This is a genomic window from Mesorhizobium sp. LSJC285A00 (assembly GCF_000503155.1).
Taxonomy (GTDB): domain Bacteria; phylum Pseudomonadota; class Alphaproteobacteria; order Rhizobiales; family Rhizobiaceae; genus Mesorhizobium.
In genome coordinates this window covers 1-18,825 of record NZ_AYVK01000063.1, presented here as the reverse complement: position 1 = coordinate 18,825, position 18,825 = coordinate 1, and the positions used below count along the sequence as shown (strand labels likewise).

Below are 18,825 nucleotides of genomic sequence, written 5' to 3'. Positions count from 1 at the left end.
CGGGCGCGCCAGGCGCCGGCGGCAGCCTTCCCTCGGTCCCGGAATCGGCCGGCTTCTCAGCCGGCGGCGTCAGCGCTGCAATCTCCGCTGGCGGCTTGGGGTTGAGATACGGGTCGAGTGCGCCCGATACATAGGCGGTTCCGACGACCGCGACGGTCCCACCCGCCGCGAACAGAAACGCCTTCAATGGATTAACAGCCATATTTCCCCTACCCCTTAGCCACCTGAAGCCGGTCTAGCGTGTTTTGCCGGCACCGACAAGAAAAAGCCCGGGCTTGTCAGCCCTTGGGGCTTGACCCCGCATTCAGACCCAATCACCAATCACGCATGAACACGATTCGATCCGTCTGCGTCTATTGCGGCTCGTCTCCGGGCCGCGATGAAATCTATGCCAAGGCCGGGCACCTGCTTGGCCGCTCGCTCGCCAAAGCCGGCCTGCGGCTGGTCTATGGCGGCGGCACCAAAGGCATCATGGGCGCCGTCGCCGAAGGCGCGCTCAAGGCCGGCGGCAAGGTAACGGGCATCATTCCACGCTTCCTCATCAACAAGGAGGCGACCGAAACCGCGCTTGACCGGCTCGACGAGTTGCTGATCACCGACAACATGCACGAGCGCAAGCACAAGATGTTCGAGAAATCCGACGCCTTTGTGGCGCTGCCCGGCGGCATCGGCACGGTCGAGGAAATCGTCGAGATCATGACCTGGGGCCAGCTCGGCCATCACCGCAAGCCGATCGTCTTCGCCAACGTTCAAGGATTCTGGGATCCGATGCTGGCGCTGCTCGACCATATGGCCAGCGAAGGCTTCATCCACACCGCGCAACGGGTCAAGCCGCTGGTGGTCGAAGACCCCGAGGCCATCGTCGCCGCCATCATGGTGGCGGGGTCGTCGGTCGATGCGCCGACGGAAGGCGTGCAGTCTGTAATTGACAAGATGTGAGGACGAAGCCGGCCTTGGCGCAGGCGGCCAGGAATTGAGCCCGGTTGGTGTCGTCGGCCTGGCGCATCAACTGCGCCGCGTCGTGCTGGCGCTCAAGGCTGCCGGCTACGAAACACTGGGCAACACCTGGATCGGCGACAGCAACAAGGCCAGCCTGGCCCAGAAGCAGAAGTCCAATGCGAAGCCACTGATCGACTGCATCTGCTTGGCAAGGATCTGTAGCGTTGGGGCAGCTGACTTCGATCTGTCCAGCTTTTCTTGAGCTCCGTCTTGTGCGCAATGTAAGCACGTTGGCGACGATTTCCATTTGCAGCCCGCTTCGCAGTTGGTTAACGGAGAACATTGGGCGGGAACGGAAATTTGGAGAGCGAGACAAAGGGGAGATGAATTCGCGCGAGCGATTGAAGGCCGCGAAGGGCGAGATCGCGTCGGAACCAAGGACGGCGATCCTGGTCCTCGGAATGCACCGCAGCGGCACCTCGGCGCTCGGCGCCCTCGTCGCCGCGCATGGAGCCACGCCGCCGAAACATCTGCTGCCCGGGAGCCTCCACAATCCCAAGGGACATTGGGAAAGTACCCTACTCACCATCGCCGACGACCACCTGCTCACGGCGGCCGCCTCCTCCTGGCAAGATTGGCTGCCGCTAGATCGGCAGTGGCTGCAGTCGCCGGCAGCCGAGCGATTTCGGCCCATGATGACGGCGATCATTGCCAGCGAGTTCGGCGATGCCCCCCTGTTTTTCGTCAAGGATCCGCGGATCTGCCGTTTCCTCCCCTTCATAGCCTCGATCCTGGCCGATCTCAGGATTGACCCGATCGCATTTCTGCCTGTCCGCAACCCGCTCGAAGTCGCCTGTTCGCTGCAGGAACGGGATCAAATGGAACTGCCGACAGCGTTCATGCTGTGGCTCAGGCACGTGCTCGAAGCGGAGCATCATTCGCGACACATGCCGCGCTGTATCCTGCGCCACGAAGACCTGTTGAGCGACTGGCGACATCAGATGGACCGCGCGGCCAGGGAGACCGGAATCGTCTGGCCTGTCACGTCCGATCAGGCCGACACCGCAATCGCCGAGTTCCTGGACAAGGACCTGCATCATCAGCGGGCCTCGGTCGCTGATCTGCAAAACCATCCGGATGCCACGCCATTAGTCCGCAGCGCCTATGCCATTTTGCGCAGTATGGCGTCTGAAGGCGACAGCCAGGACTTGCGCGACCAGCTCGACAGGGTGCGGGCGACGTTCGATGAGAGCTGCGATGTGGTTGGCAAGGCCGTTACCGCAGGGAACCTGGGCGCTAAACGGCTACACGGCGAACTGGAAAAGGGCATCGTCGAGCGTGACGCCCTCGCTGACGCCCAACAGGCCCTCATCCGAGACCGAGACAGCTTCATGGCGGAGCGTGACGCGCTCGCTCACGCCCAGCAGGACCTCATCCAAGCCCGAGACAGCTTCATGGCGGAGCGTGATGCGCTTGCTCACGCCCAGCAGGACCTCATCCAAGCCCGAGACAGCTTCATGGCGGAGCGTGACGCGCTCGCCCTGGGCCAAGACGGCCTCGTAGCCGAGCGTAGCGCGCTGGCCAGGATCCGAGACGACCTGGTGGCGGAGCGCGATGCGGCGCTTGCGTCACGCAGATGGCGATTGACCGGACCGTTGCGATGGGTGAGCTCCATTCGTCGGCGATAGCAGCAAACACTCTAAACGCTGCTCGACAAACTGTGATCGCCTGTCAAGAAACCGTCACACGGAACCCGCCTCCCTCGTGTTACGAAGGACGGGTCGGCATCCGCGCGTCGGCATAGTCGAAATCTGAACCTGGTCGAAATTTCTTGGCGAGGCGAGCCGTGAACATTGCTCTCAACGCGGAAGGCCTGTCGCCTTGCCTGCCCGACGAGCACGGGCTGTTCTTCATCTACCATTTCACCGCCGAGGGCCTGCGCACCAAGGACGCGGCCGAGGTTGCATGGACATGGCGCAGCTACCAGCTGTCCGACCTGCGCGCCCGTCATGAGATCGCCGCCGAGCAGGCTCTGCCCGGGCCGGTGCGCGAAGCTTTCCTCGGCGCCAGCCAGGGTTGCCACATCGATCTCGAGGATGCCTGGCTTTATGGCGACCTGCCGGATCTGCGCCACGACTATTCGGCGGAAGCGCGCGGGCTCGGCCATTTCCGTTTTGCGCTCAACGACAAGACGCTGATCGGCGCGCGCAAGCAGCCACTGGAATCGGTCGATCTCATCCGCAAGGCGGTGGAGAGCGGCTCGCGCAAATTCCGCTCCCCCGCCGACCTGGTCGAAGCGGTCATGGGCCAGTCGCTCGACGGCATGGCGGCCGAGCTCCACGGTCTTGGCGATACGCTGGACGGCATCGAGGACCGTATCGTGCGCGATGCCTGGCACGGCGAGCGGCAGTCGCTGGTCGAGGCGCGCCGTCAACTGGTGGTCATCCACCGGCAGATGGCGACGCTCACAAACCTTTTTCGCCATCTCGACCATTCGCATCGCAATGAGCTGCCCGATCGGATCAATGACATGGCGACAAGGCTCTCGCACCGGGCACACACGCTCTATCACGACGGCGAGCAGTTGCAGGCACGCGCAAGGTTGCTGCAGGACGAGTTGATGGCCAAGCTGACAATGCAGTCCAACCAGCTGCTCTATGTGCTGTCGGTGATGACGGCGGTGCTGTTGCCGATGACCATCATATCAGGCCTGTTCGGCATGAATGTCGGTGGCCTGCCCATGGTCAATACGCCGATGGGCTTCTGGGTGGTCTCGGCGGTTTCGATCGTGATCGCCGCGGCGACCTACATGTTCGTAAGGCGGCTCGGGCGGACGTAACGCCCCGATCCCTTTGTTTTCACGCAATTCCCAAGGGAACGCGACGCGCTTTTCCTGGAATGCCCATCACGCCGTTGCGCGAAGATCCTCGACGATGGTGCCGGCGGCAGCGACCTCCGCCTCATGGTCCGGCTCCCGCCAGGTCTCGGCGAGACCCGCCGCATACCATTCCTGCATGGCCGGCAGGCCAAGCAATTGCGGGGGATAGGCTGCAGCTGCCCCTTCGAAAGACAGCCCATAGGATAGCACACGGAACGCCACCGGAGCAAAGAAGGCGTCGACGGCGGTAAAATGGCCGCCGGCAAGGAACGGCCCGCCGAACAGGGCAAGGCCATCGTTCCAGAGATCGCCCAAACGGAACAGATCCTGCTTCAGCGCGTCCGACATCGGCAACGGTTTCACCCGCAAGCCGCAATTCATCGGGCATGCGCCGCGCAAGGCCGTGAAACCAGAATGCATTTCGGCGGCGGCCGAGCGCGCCCAGGCTCGCGCCTTGGCCTCGGCAGGCCACACACCATGGTGGCGCTCGGCGAGATACTCGGCAATAGCCAGCGAATCCCAGACAGCCCAGCCGTCATCCACCAGGCAAGGCACGCGCCCGCTGGGCGAGAACGCCCGGTAGAGATCGAAACTGGGCCCGGTCGGAAACGGCGTCAATTGCTCCTCGAACGGAATGTCGAGGGTGCGCATCAGCACCCATGGCCGCAGCGACCATGACGAATAGTTCTTGTTGGCGATATGCAGCACGTACATCGAAAGGCTCCCTACTTCGGGGCCAACGCCACCGGGCGGATTTCACGGCCACGAAACATCGACCAGGAATACATCGCCAATGCCGCCCAGATCAGCGCGAAGGCAATTGCTTGCGTGGTGCCGAACGGCTCGTCGAAAATCAGCACGGCTATCAGGAACACCATGGTCGGTGCGATGTACTGCATGATGCCGATGGTGGAGAGGCGCAGAAGCTTGGCGCCGAAGGCGAACAGAAGCAGCGGCACCGAGGTGACTGGGCCGCAGCCGATGAGCAAAGCCATATCGGTGCCGTTGCTGGAGATGAAATGGTCCTGGCCGTTGACGACCAGGAAGACGATGTAGGCAAGCGCCGGCACCGACAGCAAAAGCACTTCGAGCAGAAAGCCCTGGCTCGGGCCGATCGGCAGCGTCTTGCGGAAGAACCCATAGGCAGCGAAGGAAAACGCCAGCGCCAACGACACCCAAGGCAATTTGCCGGCATCGACGGTCAGAACGGCAACTGCGACCGCCGCCAGCAACACGGCCGCGATCTGCAGCCGGTCGAGCTTCTCGCCGAGCAACAACGCGCCGACGACGATGCTAACTAATGGGTTGATGTAGTATCCGAGCGCGGTCTCGACGGTGCGGTCGACCGAGATCGCCCAGACATAGATGGCCCAGTTGACGGAGATCAGGGTCGCCGTCAGCGCCGCCATGGCGATGCTGCGCGGCGAGCGGATCGCCGCCTTGAAATCGGCTGTGCGGCCGGCCCAGACCAGCACTGCAGCAGCAATCGGCACCGACCAGACGATGCGGTGGGCGATCACCTCGATCAGCGGCAGATGCGCAACCGCCTTCATGTAGAAGGGCAACAGGCCCCATAGCAGATAAGCGCCGAGCGCGAGGAGAAAGCCGCTGCGGGCTTTGGAGTCGGCGTCGGGCTGGATCGTGTCGCTGGCCATGGCAAACGCTATGGCCCAGTGGGCCATCCAAAACCATCGCAAAATTATGATGGATCAATGGACTTCCGCTGATGGCTCAAGGGGCGGCGCCAGTTCCTCGCCCCACTTCGGGGGGCGAGGAAACCCACGTCTTGCAACCCTACTCCGCCGCCACCAATCCCGCCATGTCGCGGTTCTTCATCAGCTTGTAGACGATCGAATCCATCAGCGCCTGGAAGGAGGCGTCGATTATGTTTTCCGACACGCCGACCGTCCACCAGCGTGCGCCGGTGCCGTCATGCGATTCGATCAGGACGCGAGTGATCGCCTCGGTGCCGCCATTGAGGATACGCACCTTGAAATCGGCGAGCTCCATGTCGGCGATCTCGCTCTGGAATTTGCCGAGGTCCTTGCGCAACGCGATGTCGAGCGCGTTGACCGGGCCGTGGCCTTCGGCCACCGACATCTTCTCCTCGCCCTCGACCATCACCTTGACGATGGCTTCGGAGACCGTCTTCAACTGGCCGTTGGCATCGAAGCGGCGCTCGACCATGCAGCGGAACGAAGTGACGTTGAAGAACTCCGGCAGGCCGTGCAGCATTTTGCGCGCCAACAGCTCGAAGGAGGCATCGGCGCCCTCATAGGCGTAGCCCTCGGCCTCGCGCTCCTTGACCACCGAGATCAGCGCATCGAGACGATGGTCGTCTCTGGGCACATCGATGCCGCGCCGCTTCAGCTCGGCGAGGAAATTGGCCTTGCCGCCCTGGTCCGAAACCATAACGCGGCGGCGGTTGCCTACCGCCTCGGGCGGCACATGTTCATAGGTCGCCGGCTCCTTGGCCAGTGCGGAGGCGTGGATGCCGGCCTTGGTGGCGAAGGCTGAGGCGCCGACATAGGGCGCCTGCGCTTCCGGAGCGCGGTTCAGCAATTCGTCAAAGGCGCGGGAAAGCCGTGAAATACCGGTCAACGCTTCAACCGAGATGCCAGTTTCGAAGCGATCGGCGAAAGCCGGCTTCAGCGCCAGCGTCGGCACGATCGAGACCAGATTGGCGTTGCCGCAGCGCTCGCCGATACCGTTCAGCGTGCCTTGGATCTGGCGCACGCCGGCCTCGACGGCGGCGAGCGAATTGGCCACCGCCTGGCCGGTGTCGTCATGGGCATGGATGCCGAGATGGCCGCCCGGAATGCCTGAAACAATGACCTTGTCGACGATGGCGCGCACTTCCGAGGGCTGCGTGCCGCCATTGGTGTCGCACAACACCACCCAGCGCGCGCCGGCATCATAGGCGGTCCTGGCGCAGGCCAGCGCATAGTCGGGATTGGCCTTGAAGCCGTCGAAGAAATGCTCGCAATCGACCATCGCTTCCTTGCCGGCGGCAACAGCTGCTTCGACCGACGCGTTGATCGAGTCGAGGTTTTCCTCATTGGTGCAGCCGAGCGCGACGCGGACATGATAGTCCCAGCTCTTGGCGACGAAGCAGATGGCGTCGGACTTGGACTGCACGAGCGCTGCCAGGCCCGGGTCGTTGGACGCCGACACGCCTGCCCGCTTGGTCATGCCGAAGGCGACGAACTTTGCCTTCGCCGTGCGCTTCTGCTGGAAGAAGCCGGTGTCGGTCGGATTGGCGCCGGGATAGCCGCCTTCGACATAGTCGATGCCGAACTCATCGAGCAGCTTGGCAATCGCGATCTTGTCCTCGACGGAAAAATCGATGCCCGGCGTCTGCTGGCCGTCGCGGAGGGTTGTGTCGAAGAGATAGAGGCGTTGCTTTGTCATTGTTCTGTTGGCGCGCGAGCACCCCCCTCTGGCCTGCCGGCCATCTCCCCCTCAAGGGGGGAGATCAGCAGCTTTAGCGTCGGATCTTTTCCCGCAGCGACGGAGATTTGCGAAAGGCCCGATGACAGGCAATCTCCCCCCTTGAGGGGGAGATGTCCGGCAGGACAGAGGGGGGTGTCGCGCGCTGTCATTTCCCCGCAAACCCATCCGTCGCGCGTATCAGCCGATCCAGAATCCCCGGCTCCGAATAGGCATGGCCGGCGCCTTCGATGAGGTGGAAATCCGCCTTCGGCCAGGCCTTGTGCAGGGCCCAGGCATAGCGCGCCGGGCACGGCATGTCGTAGCGGCCGTGGACGATTGTGCCGGGAATATCCGCGAGCTTATGGGCATCGCGCAGAAGCTGCCCCTCCTCCAGCCAGCCGGCGTGGACGAAATAGTGGTTCTCGATGCGGGCAAAGGCGATGGCGAAGTCGTCCTCGCCGAACTTGTCGCTGGTCTCCGGCTCCGGTAGCAGCGTGATCGTCTCACCTTCCCACAGGCTCCAGGCAAGGGCGGGTTCCAGCTGCGCCTTGCCATCGGCGCCGACCAACCGCCTGCGGTAAGCGGCCATCATGTCGCCGCGCTCGGCTTCAGGAATTGGCGCCAGGAAACGCTCCCATTTGTCGGGGAACATCTCGGAGACGCCGAACTGATAGTACCATTCGAGTTCGGCGCGGGTCAGCGTGTAGATGCCGCGCACGACAAGCTCGCTGACGCGATTAGGATGCGTCTCGGCATAGGCCAGCGCCAGCGTCGAGCCCCACGAGCCGCCGAACACCAGCCATTTTTCGAAGCCGCACATCTCACGCAGCCGCTCGATGTCGGCAACCAGGTGCCAGGTGGTGTTGGCCTCGAGCGAGGCGTTGGGTGTCGATTTCCCGCAGCCGCGCTGGTCGAACAGGATGACGTCGTAAAGCTTCGGGTCGAACAATTGCCGATGTTTTGGCGAGAAGCCGCCGCCGGGACCGCCATGCAGGAAAACGGCCGGCTTGGCGCCCCTGGTTCCGGAGCGCTCCCAGTAGATATGATGGCCGTCGCCGACATCGAGCATGCCGGACTCGAACGCCTCGATCTCTGGATAAAGAGTACGAAGTTCACTGTTCATTTCATTGCTCATATCTTCAGGCCGTGCGCGGGCCAGTCCGTGGTTTCGTGGTCGGGATGCTGGAAGGAGATGATCTGCTCCTGGCGGGAGTAGAAATCCGGATCCTGATGCATGGGCTGGTCAAAGATCGTTTCCACCCAAGGCAATCGGACCGCGTAGTTGACCTGGATCTGCGGCGCCAGATCGGAGCGGTCGTCGAAGGCGCCGATGGCGATCTCCAGTGCGCCAGGTTGGCGATAGGTCAGCGGTGTACCGCAGCGGGCACAGAAGCCGCGATCGATGTTGACCGACGACTGGAAATAGGTGGGCTCTTCGCGCATCCATTCGACGCCATCCTTGAGCACTGTCACCAGCGCGCCGAAAAACGAACCGAACTGTTTCTGGCACATGCGGCAATGGCAGATGGACGCCCGGCCGAGCTTGCCCTTGATGCGGAAACGCACGGCACCGCACTGGCAGCCGCCCGTTCGAACTTCATCGGTCATAACTTTTCCTCTGGCGGCCATTGTTCGGTGTCATGGTCGGGATGCTGGTAGGAGACGAGCTCGGCGAGATAAGGCGCCGACGACATGTCGGCCATAGTGTCCTCGCCCGGCAATTGCGGGATGGTATCGACATAGGGAAGTTTTGCCTCCGTGCCCCACTGGATCAGCGGCACGATATCAGCCGGATTGTCGAAGGCGCCGATGGCGAGGCCGATGCCGTCGGGCGCGGTAAAGGTCAGCGGCGTGCCGCAATTGGCGCAAAAGCCACGATCGACATGGCTGGACGAGGCGAAATATTTCGGTTCGCCGCGCGTCCAGTCGAGTTTGGCGCCACGCACCGAGACCAGGGGCGCGTAAAATGAGCCGAACGCCTTCTGGCACATGCGGCAATGGCAGATCGAGGCGTCACCCAGCGCACCCTCGACGCGAAAGCGCACCGCGCCGCACTGGCAGCCACCGGTGTAGATCGGCCGGTTGTCGAGGCTCATGGCGTCTCACTCCGTTTCATAGTCATTCGGGCGCATGGCAGACGGCCTCGACATTGTTGCCGTCGGGATCCAAGACGAAGGCGCCGTAATAGTCCGGGTGATAATGCGGGCGCAGCCCCGGCCCGCCATTGTCCTTGCCGCCGGCGGCGAGCGCCGCGGCATGGAAGGCGTCGACCTCGGCGCGGCTGCGCGCGGTGAAGGCGACGTGCTGATGGGTCCTCGGCTTGTCATCGCTGGCCTGCAGCCAGAACACCGGCCGGTCGCGGCCATAGCCACCGACCTTGGCGCCGCCGGTATATTCCAGTGGCACCATGTAGATCAGCGAAGCGCCAAGCGGCGCTATCGCCTGGTCATAAAAGGCTTTCGACGCGTCGAAGTCGGCGACATTGATGCCGAGATGGTCGATCATGAAACAAGCTCCTCCCTTGCTGGCGCCGGCACGTCGGCGCCGGCCAAGCCGGCCCCGATGACGATGTGCTGGCAGGCATTGTCGATATCGCGGATGACGTCGTCGTTCCAGAAGCGCAGGATGGTCCAGCCACTGGCACTCAATTGAGCGCTGCGTGCCTTGTCGCGTTCTGCATCTTCTACGTCGGCATGCTGACTGCCATCAACCTCGACTACGAGGTGATGGGCCGAACAGGCGAAGTCGACAATGTAGGGTCCAATCGGTACCTGTCGGCGAAAGCTCATCCCCATCAGCCGGTGAGCCCGCAACTCATTCCACAGTTTCAGCTCGGCATCGGCCATGACGCGACGCATGGACTTTGCATTCTTGCGCTGACGCGATGGAACGAGGTCGTGACCCATGCTCAGGCCACTCCGCGCTGGCGATTAGCGAAAACCGAGGCGAGGGCTGATCTCCCCCCTTGCGGGGGAGATTGGCTGTCGCTGCCGCCTTCGCCAATCTTACAACGGTGTCTCGCGCCACCCTCACCGCTTCACCTCCCACGTCGTCACGCGTTCGTTGGTGACAGGATCCTTGCCGTCCTTCAGCTGCACGCCTTGCTCCAGAAGCTCGTCGCGGATGCGGTCGGCTTCGGCCCAGTTTTTCGCTGCGATCAGTTCCAAGCGCTTGGCGATCGCCTTGGCGATCGCTGCCTCGTCGACCTTGGCCGCGCCGATATCGAAGCCGAGGAACGACAGCGATGCCTTCAGCGATGCGGCCGCTTCGTTGCCCTCCGCGGCCTCACCGGCAAGCTGCGTGAGCTGCTGGAAGGCGGCATAGGTGGCGAGGTCGTCAGACAGCGCCGCCACAACCTCCGCCGGAACTTGCCCTGCCGACGGGGAGAGATCGGCGGCGCGCTTCCATTTGCGCAGCGTATTCTCGGCCTCTTCCAGCTTGCGTACGGAAAAATCGATCGGCTCGCGGTAATGCGTCATCAGCATCGCCAGCCGCAGCACCTCGCCCGGCCATTTGCGGCCGCCGAAAGTGTCGGTTTCCAGCAGTTCGGCGATGGCGTAGAAATTGCCGACGCTCTTCGACATTTTCTGGCCCTCGACCTGCAGGAAGCCGTTGTGCATCCAGACATTGGCCATGACGTCGGTGCCGTGGGCGCAACGCGACTGGGCGATCTCGTTCTCATGGTGCGGGAAGATCAGGTCGAGGCCGCCGCCATGGATGTCGAAGACGTCGCCGAGATAGGCGGCCGACATGGCCGAGCACTCGATATGCCAACCGGGCCGGCCCCTGCCCCATGGGCTGTCCCAGCCGGGCTCCTCCGGTGACGACAATTTCCACAGCACGAAATCCCCCGGGCTCCTCTTGTGAGCGTCGACGGCAATTCGCGCACCGGCCTGCTGTTCGTCGAGATTGCGCTTCGACAGCTCGCCATAATCCGGCATCGAGGCGGTGTCGAACAGCACTTCGCCGGCGGCGACATAGGCGTGGCCGCGTTCGATCAAACGTTCGATGAGGGTGATCATGTCAACCTTGCCGTCGGCGCGGCGCGCGACGAACTCGGTGGCGCGTGGCTCGACCGTGGGCGGCAAGCAGCCGAGTGCGGTGACATCCTTGTGGTACTGATCGGCGGTTTTTTCGGTGACGCGGCGGATCGCCTCGTTGAGCGTCAGGCTTCCCGACGCGATCTCGGCGCCGAAATCGCGCAGCGCGCGGGCGTTTATCTTGTCGTCGACATCTGTGATGTTGCGCACATACGTGACACCAGCCTCGCCATAGAGGTGACGCAGCAAACGGAACAGCACGTCGAAGACGATCGCCGGACGCGCATTGCCGATGTGGGCAAAGTCGTAGACGGTTGGGCCGCAGACATACATGCGCACATTCGACGGGTCGATCGGGAGGAACACGTCCTTCGTCCGCGTTAGCGTGTTGTAGAGGCTGAGACCCTTCGATGCGTCAGACATGCGTGCCCTTCCGGCCCGTTAAGTTCTGGATGGAGTCTAACCTGTGCCAAGGCACAAATCGGCTCCAGCCTGCTGGCCGGGGCGTTTGTCCACTCTGGGGAAAGATGAGGCGAAAACGTCCGGACCAGCGCGAAGCTAGCCAATAATGCAAATGCCACAAATGGCGGAAAACGTTTTCATCGGCGGCTTTATCGCCTTGGCCGGTGTTGCCGTCAAGTCGCAACTTCCGGCAAAAGCGTCGCTGGATCATAGGTCAGGAGCCGCTGAAACATTTTATTAAACATGTCGGCACAGTCATGAAACATTCGCCGGCTAGTCCACCATAGGTCACGATTCGGTCAGATTCGGCCGGCAAACGCAGACACGGAAATGTTACCAGGGAAGAGATCGATGTCACGAACCAAGCAGGAATCGAGCCGCGCCAAGCAACCGGCGCTCGCCAACCACTACCGTGCGATCGGCCCGGCCGCGATCGTCGCCGCCCTTCTCCATACCGCGAAGAATAAAAAGCCGGCGCCGAAAATCACTTCGCCCCGCGCTGCCTGAACAGGCATCGTGCCGGCCGCCGACAAGGCGTGCGCCGGAACGGAAGGCTGAGGCGCCCATAGCGCGCCTGAAAACAACAGCTCTTCCTATTGAGCAGGTTCTTCCCGAAGACCGGACCTGGCTTCTTGGGAGCGCGCTCTAAAACAGCGTCATCTGACTGTCGTCCGCGCCGGGCTTCTGGCGCCTGACCTTGCCGGGCTCGACGATGCCCATGTCCTGTATCTCCGGCCCGGTGTTGGCGACCTTGTTGACGAGGTCGGAGACCGGAATTGCCTCGAAGAAATCGGGCAGCGCGGGTTTGAGCAGGTCGGCCACATCGCGCGGCTCGAGCGTGCGGCAGTCCAGCCAGCGGGCAAAATCTTCAGGCGCGATCACCACCGGCATCCGGTCATGGATATGGGCGATGCCGGCATTGGCGTTGATGGTAAGAATGGCGCCGGTGTCCATTTCCGAACCGCCCGGCTCGGCATAGGTTTCAATCAGCCCGGCAAAGGCGATCAACCCGCCATGCCTCGGCCGTATCCAGTAGGGCTGGCCCTTCTTGCCGCTGCCGGATTGCTGCCACTCATAGAAGCCGGAGGCCGGCACCAAGGCACGGCGATGGCGCATGGCGGCTTTGAACGAGGCTTTTTCAATAGCGCCTTCCGAACGCGCGTTGATGAGCAACGGAAATTCCCTGGTGTCCTTGACCCAGGTGGGGATCAGCCCCCAGCGCACCAGCATCGCCTGGCGATCCGGGAAATTCGAGCCCGGCATGCGCGGCGGTCCCGACAGCGCCATCAGCACCGGCTGCGTCGGCGCGATGTTGTAGCGGGCCGGAAAATCCTCCAGCTCCGCCAGGCCGAGCAAGGCGGCGGTCTGGTCCGGCGTGGCCGTCAGGGCAAAGCGTCCGCACATGGGAAAGCTCGATGAAATGATCCGATCGCGAAAGTGGCGATGGAACCGGCGTTGCGCAACCGCTAAAGCTCAATGCCGCCGGCCGGTCCACAAGGGTCTGGCCTCACATAGGCGAAAACGAGATCGATGAACGAGCAGCGCAAGACACTTCCCGCAGTCTCGGTCGCCGTCGTGCGCGGCAGGACGGTGCTGCTGGTCAAGCGGGCGCGGCCGCCGTCGCAGGGGCTTTATGCCTTTCCCGGCGGCAAGGTCGAGCCCGGCGAGACGCTGCAAGAAGCAGCAGTGCGCGAGTTGCTGGAGGAAACCGGGCTGCGGGCGCAGGACTATCGTCCGCTTCGCGACATCCACATCGACGGCAGCGGCGAGAATCACCCGGTCGACTATCTGCTGACCGTGTTCGGCGCCGTTTATGCCGGCGGCGAAGCGACGGCCAGCGACGATGCCGAGACCGCCGCCTTCTATAGTCTTGATGAAATGGCGACGCTGCCGCTCGCGGGTGACGTCGTGGAGGTGGCTGAAGAGCTTTTGGCCTGAAGCAAACCGGTATCCGCCCCTCCGAGAATCGCCTTGCAGGCGACAAAATGTTTCGCCAGATAGACTTATGACCCGCACCTCGCTGTTCCTTGCCGCATGCCTCGCCGCCGCCACGGCTGTTGGCGTGCAGCCGGCGCTGGCCGCCGAGTCGCCGTTCGAGCCCGGGCTGATGCGACTGGCCGAGGTGCTGGGATCGCTGCATTTCCTGCGCAATCTGTGCGGCGAAAAGGGCGACCAGTGGCGCACCGACATGGAAAAGCTGATCGATTCAGAAAATCCCGATCCCGAGCGGCGCGCCCGCTTCATCGCCAGCTTCAACCGCGGCTACCGTTCCTTCGGCGGCACCTATACCCAATGCACGCCGTCAGCGACCGAAGCCATCAGCCGCTACATGAAGGAAGGCGAGACGCTGTCGCGCGACATCGCCTCGCGTTACGGCAACTGACGAGCGCCAGACGGCGTTTAGCCACGCCTTTTCGAGCACCCGCCTTGTATCCACGGCACGTTGATGCAATCTTGGTGTTGCACTTGCGCAACAGTATTAACGAAACGTTAGCGCGCGAATGCGGAATTAACTCAAACTGAAGGTTTTCATCCCGCTCACCGGTCTAATCGGCTAAGTTTGAATCGGACCGAACGCAGGCGACGAAGTTTGTAAAGACGATCAAAAAAATGTCGTATTTACAGACACTTACTTAGCCTGCGTGAGATAGGGGCAGCCAAGCCGGATCCGACCCGTCGGACCGCCGCTTGAAAGGTGGACATCGCAAATGGAACATGGCGTCAACGACATCGACGCGCTGGTCAGGGAAGAAAAGCGCCTGACCGCGGTGGAAAGCCATAGCGAGGCCTGGGCGGAAGGTCTGTCGGCCGGCATAGAACCTGAAATCATCGCCGAGGCAGCGCTTGAAACCGCGTTCGGCGAGATGCTGCGAGCCAATGGCGAAACCTCGGCCCTTGCCCTGCTCGATCGCATGCGTGAAAAGGTGATCGCCGGCGCCTTCGAGCCGGAGCGGTTTCGGCACTAGGCGTCGCGCGTCTCAGAGGGTGCACTGCCAGCTTACCGGTTCTTTGACGACGGCGAGTCGTTTGGGCATCATGCCTGAAGAGCCTAGGCCCGAGGAGAGACAAGCGGTGAATTTTTCGATGTCAGGCCGGCCTCGCGGCGTGGTCCTCAGCATCTGGCTTGCCGCTTCCTGCGCCGCGGTTCCGCTGGCGCTTGTCCTGACCAGCAACCCTGCCTATGCGCTGAGCGAGATCAAGCGCGAGGAGCTTCCAGCTCCTGCCGGGCCACCAGCCAATGGTGAGACGGCGCCGTCTGAAAATTCAGTGCCAATGCCCGATCTGCCCCGCACGGCGCCACCGGCGGCCAGCCAGCCGAAATCGCCCACGGAGCCCGAACAAAGCCAACCGGAAGCCCCCGCCAACGATGGCGGCGTGGCCAACCCGCGTGCCGGTCCAGAAGCGCCGGTGCCCGAAGTCGTCTATGACCTTTCCAAATTGCCCGAGCCCGTCAGGCGCATGCGCGATCTGATGGTCGAGGCCTGCGTCAGCGGCGACATCGAGAAGCTGCGGCCGCTGATCGGCAAGGGCGACACCATGACCCAATTGTCGCTGGGCGAAATCGAGGGCGACCCGATCGCCTTCCTGAAAGGGCTATCGGGCGACAAGGAAGGTCAGGAAATCCTCGCTATCCTGGAAGAGGTGCTCAATGCCGGCTATGTCCATGTAGACGTCGGCACACCGCAGGAACTCTATGTCTGGCCATATTTCTTCGCCCTGCCGCTGGACAAGCTCAACGCCAGGCAGCGGGTCGAACTGTTCAAGATCGTCACCGCCGGCGACTATGACGACATGAAGCAGTTCGGAGCCTACATCTTCTACCGCGTCGGCATTACGCCCACCGGGCAGTGGACGTTTTTCGTCGCCGGGGATTGAACGGCGGTTCCCCTGGGATGGCTACTGGCTAGGGCTAGAAAGCTCGAGGCCTGTGTCAGGCCATATGCGGATACCTTCATTTCGAAGGGCCGAAATCGCTTCGACCGCCGCGTTGGGATCCATTTGCAGCACCTCGGCGGCATGCCGCAATTCTTCCTTGTCCCGCAGCCTGTTTACCACCCAAGCCACCTTGCGCTCGATATCCACGCCATAGGCCGCCTTCGCCTTGCCAACAGCGTCGCTCGGGATTTCCTTATAGATGCCAACCAGCACTCCAAGATCGATGGCATCGCGATATGCAATTGCACGGTCCTGACATCGATCCGCGTTCGCCAGCAACTTCTCGGCAAACATATCCGCCGGGACCAGGGCGGATACATTCAGATCGTCGTCGAAATGGCCTCGCAGTTTTATGCGGCCTTCGCGGATGACTTCAAACTTGATCGTTTGGCCTTTCAACCGCACGATCGTCCGCAAGCCATATTGATCGATCTGGAAGTCCCGAACAGCCTCGACCGGCTCAGGAAAGAATGCTCTGACGCCACGTTCGGCTGCGGAGGTCCGCAATTCGCGATAGCCATCACTGTCGGCACACAGGAAGTCCACATCCAGTGAGCGGCGATATTCCCCGAATTTCATAACGATCGCAGTGCCACCGCCGAACCAGCACTGGTTTGCGGTCAGGAAATGGCGATCCATCAATCCGAGCGCTTCGGCAATGATCTGGTGCTCGGGCCTCTTGAATTCCATCATGACGCTCGCGGTGTGTCCTGTTGATATTCCGGCTGCGAGGAACGATCAGGTGAGGGAAATCAGCCGGCGGTCAAGAGCACGCCGTGACCGAATTTGTCTGCCAAACTTTGGATAAGCATCTTCTCACGCACAGTAAGACGCTTTTGATCGACAAACCGCCAATTACGCTCATACAGCGCAAATGCCTCTTCGGCCGGAATCGGGCGTGCCGCATCGCGGTTCCAGGCGAGCGCCTGGAGCTCCGGAAACTCCGCAGGGACAATCATGGGCGCGATATCTGCGTTCATAATGCCCTTAACGTAGTGGATAGCGCTTAAAAAATCCAACGCAGCAAGAAACCGCTAAGCCGGCAGCGCCTCGGAAAACTCTACCGGCCTGCCCTGCCCGGGCGTGACGATCTCGCCTTCCCACATCACGCGACGACCGCGCACGATGGTGCCGACCGGCCAGCCGGTGACTTCCTTGCCGTCATAGGGCGTCCAGCCGGCCTTGGAGCCGGCCTGCGCATTGGTGATGGTCTCGCGGCACTTCATGTCGACAACGGTGAAATCGGCGTCATAGCCTGCGGCGATACGGCCTTTCCGGGCCATGCCGAAGATGCGCTGCGGGCCGTGGCTGGAGAGGTCGACGAAGCGCTGCAGGGTCAGCAGGCCTGAATTGACGTGGTCGAGCATGATCGGCACCAGCGTCTGCACCCCGGTCATGCCAGACGGTGAGGCCGGATAGGGCTTTGCCTTTTCGGCCAGCGTGTGGGGGGCGTGGTCGGAGCCGAGCACATCGACAATGCCTTGCGCAATGCCGTGCCAGACGCCGTCGCGATGGCGGGCCGCGCGAACCGGCGGATTCATCTGGATCAGCGTGCCCAGCCGCGCATAGTCGTCGGCGGTGAGCGTCAAATGGTGCGGCGTCGCCTCGCAGGTGGCGACATCCTTGTGCTGTTCGAGGAACACGATCTCTTCGGCAGTGGAGATGTGCAGGACATGGATGCGGGCGCGGGTGCTGCGCGCGATGCGCACCAGCCGCTCGGTGCAGCGCAAGGCCGCGATCTCGTCGCGCCAGACGGGGTGTGAGGACGGGTCGCCCTCGACGCGCAAGCCGAGGCGCTCGCGCAGCCGGAACTCGTCCTCCGAGTGAAAGGCGGCGCGGCGGCGGGTGTTGCGCAGGATCGATGCGACACCCTCGTCGTCCTCGACTAGCAGGTCGCCGGTGGACGAGCCCATGAACACCTTTATCCCGGCAGCACCCGGCAGCCGCTCGAGCTCACCGACATCATTGGCATTCTCGCGTGTGCCGCCAACCCAGAAGGCGAAGTCGCAATGCATCCGGCTGGTGGCGCGGCGCACCTTGTCGGCAAGCGCCGCCTCGCTGGTGGTCAGCGGATTGGTGTTGGGCATTTCGAAGACGGCGGTGACCCCGCCCAGAACAGCGGCGCGAGATCCACTCTCGAGATCTTCCTTGTGCTCCAGCCCCGGCTCGCGAAAATGCACCTGGCTGTCAACGACGCCGGGCAGGACGTGCAGCCCGCGACAGTCGATCGCTTCGCCGGCCGAAGCTTGGCGAAGATCGCCCATTGCGACGATGCGACCACCCTTGACGCCGACATCGCGCGCGCCCTCGCCATCATGGTTGACCACCGTGCCGCCTGTCAGGATGAGGTCGTAGGTGGTGGCCATGGGCGTTCGGTCTCTTGCGGGGGGAGTATCGTCGGCTTACGTAAAGGCCGACCGTTTTGCAAGATCAGGTTCTTTGCCGCCCATGCCTTTTGCCCTGCTCAAAGACCGCGCTCTCATTTCCGTGTCAGGCCCGGATGCCGAGCATTTTTTGCAGAACATCCTCACCACCGACCTCGACACGCTGGTCGACGCGGCAAAGCCCGGTGCGCTGCTTTCGCCGCAAGGCAAGATCCTGTTTGATTTCCTGATCTCGCGTAGCGGCGAAGACGCATTCCGGCTGGATTGCCGTGCCGACATCGCAGACGACTTCCTGCGCCGGCTGATGCTTTACAAGCTGCGCGCCAAGGCCGAGATTGCTAGGCAGGATCAAGTGCTTGTGACGGTTGCCTGGGGCGATGATTCAAGCGCTTCACAGTCTGATTCAACGGTACTTGCCGATGCCCGCTTCCGCGAGGTGGCTGTGAGCCGCTCCTATGGCGGCGCATCCGTAGGTGGCGACCCGGCTGCGTGGCAGGCGCTCCGCATCGCCAACGGCATTGCCGAAAGCGGTTCCGATTATCAGCTCGGCGATGCCTTCCCTCACGACGTGCTGCTCGACGAGACCGGCGGCGTCGGCTTCAAGAAAGGCTGCTATGTCGGCCAGGAAGTGGTCTCGCGCATGCAGCATCGCGGCACCGCCAGGCGCCGCGTGCTGATCGTTTCGGCCGACCGCGCCTTACCCGCGCCCGGCACGGAGCTGACGGTTGCGGGGCGGCCGGTCGGCACGCTCGGC

The 18,825-nt window shown here is 62.7% G+C and carries 23 protein-coding genes and 1 pseudogene; 10 read left to right on the top strand and 14 right to left on the bottom strand.

What is annotated here, in order from left to right:
* Window positions 1-202, bottom strand: a pseudogene (locus X726_RS0136745) (peptigoglycan-binding protein LysM); the annotation flags it as partial.
* A 125-nt stretch (window positions 203-327) separates the two neighbouring features.
* Between X726_RS0136745 and X726_RS138720 the strand changes: the two are divergent.
* From X726_RS138720 to X726_RS138735, 4 genes are all read left to right on the top strand, one after another.
* A complete protein-coding gene (locus X726_RS138720) occupies window positions 328-939 on the top strand; it encodes a TIGR00730 family Rossman fold protein (protein WP_023673582.1) in 612 nt (203 codons plus the stop codon).
* Entirely contained in the window at window positions 926-1,201 is a 276-nt protein-coding gene (locus X726_RS1000000170910; RefSeq protein ID WP_023727585.1) for a hypothetical protein, read from the top strand. The genes X726_RS138720 and X726_RS1000000170910 overlap by 14 nt, the downstream gene beginning before the upstream one ends.
* Before the next feature lie 121 nt (window positions 1,202-1,322).
* On the top strand, window positions 1,323-2,627 hold the full coding sequence (locus X726_RS138730) for a sulfotransferase (RefSeq protein ID WP_023673580.1): 1,305 nt from the start codon (window positions 1,323-1,325) through the stop codon (window positions 2,625-2,627).
* A gap of 158 nt (window positions 2,628-2,785) precedes the next feature.
* A complete protein-coding gene (locus tag X726_RS138735; protein ID WP_023673579.1) occupies window positions 2,786-3,778 on the top strand; it encodes a transporter in 993 nt (330 codons plus the stop codon).
* A 66-nt stretch (window positions 3,779-3,844) separates the two neighbouring features.
* Here the strand turns inward: X726_RS138735 and X726_RS138740 are convergent, their stop codons facing one another.
* From X726_RS138740 to cysS, 9 genes are all read right to left on the bottom strand, one after another.
* Complete coding sequence (locus tag X726_RS138740; protein WP_023673578.1) at window positions 3,845-4,531, bottom strand: glutathione S-transferase family protein; 687 nt, start codon at window positions 4,529-4,531, stop codon at window positions 3,845-3,847.
* A gap of 11 nt (window positions 4,532-4,542) precedes the next feature.
* Window positions 4,543-5,472, bottom strand: coding sequence for an EamA family transporter RarD (gene rarD, locus X726_RS138745; RefSeq protein WP_023673577.1), 930 nt, complete (start codon window positions 5,470-5,472; stop codon window positions 4,543-4,545).
* A gap of 139 nt (window positions 5,473-5,611) precedes the next feature.
* A complete protein-coding gene (gene cimA, locus X726_RS138750; protein ID WP_023673576.1) occupies window positions 5,612-7,228 on the bottom strand; it encodes a citramalate synthase in 1,617 nt (538 codons plus the stop codon).
* A gap of 187 nt (window positions 7,229-7,415) precedes the next feature.
* Complete coding sequence (pip, locus tag X726_RS138755) at window positions 7,416-8,372, bottom strand: prolyl aminopeptidase (protein ID WP_023673575.1); 957 nt, start codon at window positions 8,370-8,372, stop codon at window positions 7,416-7,418.
* 8 nt (window positions 8,373-8,380) lie between these two features.
* The gene (locus X726_RS138760) at window positions 8,381-8,857 is read right to left on the bottom strand and encodes a GFA family protein (RefSeq protein WP_023673574.1); all 477 of its coding nucleotides are present in this window, start codon (window positions 8,855-8,857) and stop codon (window positions 8,381-8,383) included.
* Window positions 8,854-9,345, bottom strand: coding sequence for a GFA family protein (locus X726_RS138765; RefSeq protein WP_023673573.1), 492 nt, complete (start codon window positions 9,343-9,345; stop codon window positions 8,854-8,856). Before X726_RS138765 ends, X726_RS138760 begins: the two co-directional genes overlap by 4 nt.
* A gap of 22 nt (window positions 9,346-9,367) precedes the next feature.
* Window positions 9,368-9,754: a VOC family protein gene (locus X726_RS138770; protein WP_023673572.1), complete on the bottom strand. Its 387-nt coding sequence runs from the start codon at window positions 9,752-9,754 to the stop codon at window positions 9,368-9,370.
* The gene (locus X726_RS138775) at window positions 9,751-10,155 is read right to left on the bottom strand and encodes a DUF559 domain-containing protein (protein WP_023673571.1); all 405 of its coding nucleotides are present in this window, start codon (window positions 10,153-10,155) and stop codon (window positions 9,751-9,753) included. Before X726_RS138775 ends, X726_RS138770 begins: the two co-directional genes overlap by 4 nt.
* 123 nt (window positions 10,156-10,278) lie before the next feature.
* Window positions 10,279-11,712, bottom strand: coding sequence for a cysteine--tRNA ligase (gene cysS / locus X726_RS138780; protein ID WP_023673570.1), 1,434 nt, complete (start codon window positions 11,710-11,712; stop codon window positions 10,279-10,281).
* Between the two features lie 390 nt (window positions 11,713-12,102).
* On the opposite strand from cysS, the gene X726_RS1000000170015 reads away from it, so the two are divergent.
* Window positions 12,103-12,258 (top strand): hypothetical protein, encoded by a 156-nt coding sequence (locus X726_RS1000000170015; RefSeq protein WP_023673568.1) that lies wholly within the window; start codon window positions 12,103-12,105, stop codon window positions 12,256-12,258.
* A gap of 138 nt (window positions 12,259-12,396) precedes the next feature.
* Here the strand turns inward: X726_RS1000000170015 and X726_RS138785 are convergent, their stop codons facing one another.
* Window positions 12,397-13,155 carry an SOS response-associated peptidase gene (locus X726_RS138785; protein ID WP_023673567.1) on the bottom strand — a complete coding sequence of 253 codons (759 nt, stop codon included), beginning with the start codon at window positions 13,153-13,155 and terminating at the stop codon, window positions 12,397-12,399.
* A 126-nt stretch (window positions 13,156-13,281) separates the two neighbouring features.
* On the opposite strand from X726_RS138785, the gene X726_RS138790 reads away from it, so the two are divergent.
* The 4 genes from X726_RS138790 (at window position 13,282) to X726_RS138805 (ending at window position 15,627) form a co-directional block, all read left to right on the top strand.
* The gene (locus X726_RS138790) at window positions 13,282-13,689 is read left to right on the top strand and encodes an NUDIX hydrolase (RefSeq protein ID WP_023673566.1); all 408 of its coding nucleotides are present in this window, start codon (window positions 13,282-13,284) and stop codon (window positions 13,687-13,689) included.
* 67 nt (window positions 13,690-13,756) lie between these two features.
* Window positions 13,757-14,134 (top strand): TIGR02301 family protein, encoded by a 378-nt coding sequence (locus tag X726_RS138795; protein WP_023673565.1) that lies wholly within the window; start codon window positions 13,757-13,759, stop codon window positions 14,132-14,134.
* Window positions 14,135-14,459: 325 nt separating this feature from the next.
* Window positions 14,460-14,717: a hypothetical protein gene (locus X726_RS138800; protein ID WP_023673564.1), complete on the top strand. Its 258-nt coding sequence runs from the start codon at window positions 14,460-14,462 to the stop codon at window positions 14,715-14,717.
* Between the two features lie 106 nt (window positions 14,718-14,823).
* A complete protein-coding gene (locus X726_RS138805; protein ID WP_031215570.1) occupies window positions 14,824-15,627 on the top strand; it encodes a hypothetical protein in 804 nt (267 codons plus the stop codon).
* A gap of 21 nt (window positions 15,628-15,648) precedes the next feature.
* Here the strand turns inward: X726_RS138805 and X726_RS138810 are convergent, their stop codons facing one another.
* From X726_RS138810 to X726_RS138820, 3 genes are all read right to left on the bottom strand, one after another.
* Window positions 15,649-16,377, bottom strand: a complete 729-nt coding sequence (locus X726_RS138810; protein ID WP_023684480.1) for a nucleotidyl transferase AbiEii/AbiGii toxin family protein — start codon at window positions 16,375-16,377, stop codon at window positions 15,649-15,651.
* A 62-nt stretch (window positions 16,378-16,439) separates the two neighbouring features.
* Entirely contained in the window at window positions 16,440-16,667 is a 228-nt protein-coding gene (locus X726_RS138815; RefSeq protein ID WP_027049982.1) for a hypothetical protein, read from the bottom strand.
* 54 nt (window positions 16,668-16,721) lie between these two features.
* Window positions 16,722-18,053 carry a dihydroorotase gene (locus tag X726_RS138820; RefSeq protein ID WP_023673560.1) on the bottom strand — a complete coding sequence of 444 codons (1,332 nt, stop codon included), beginning with the start codon at window positions 18,051-18,053 and terminating at the stop codon, window positions 16,722-16,724.
* A gap of 82 nt (window positions 18,054-18,135) precedes the next feature.
* Between X726_RS138820 and X726_RS138825 the strand changes: the two genes are divergently transcribed.
* Window positions 18,136-18,825, top strand: a 690-nt coding sequence (locus X726_RS138825; protein ID WP_023673559.1) for a folate-binding protein YgfZ, incomplete at its 3' end; no start/stop codon positions are given.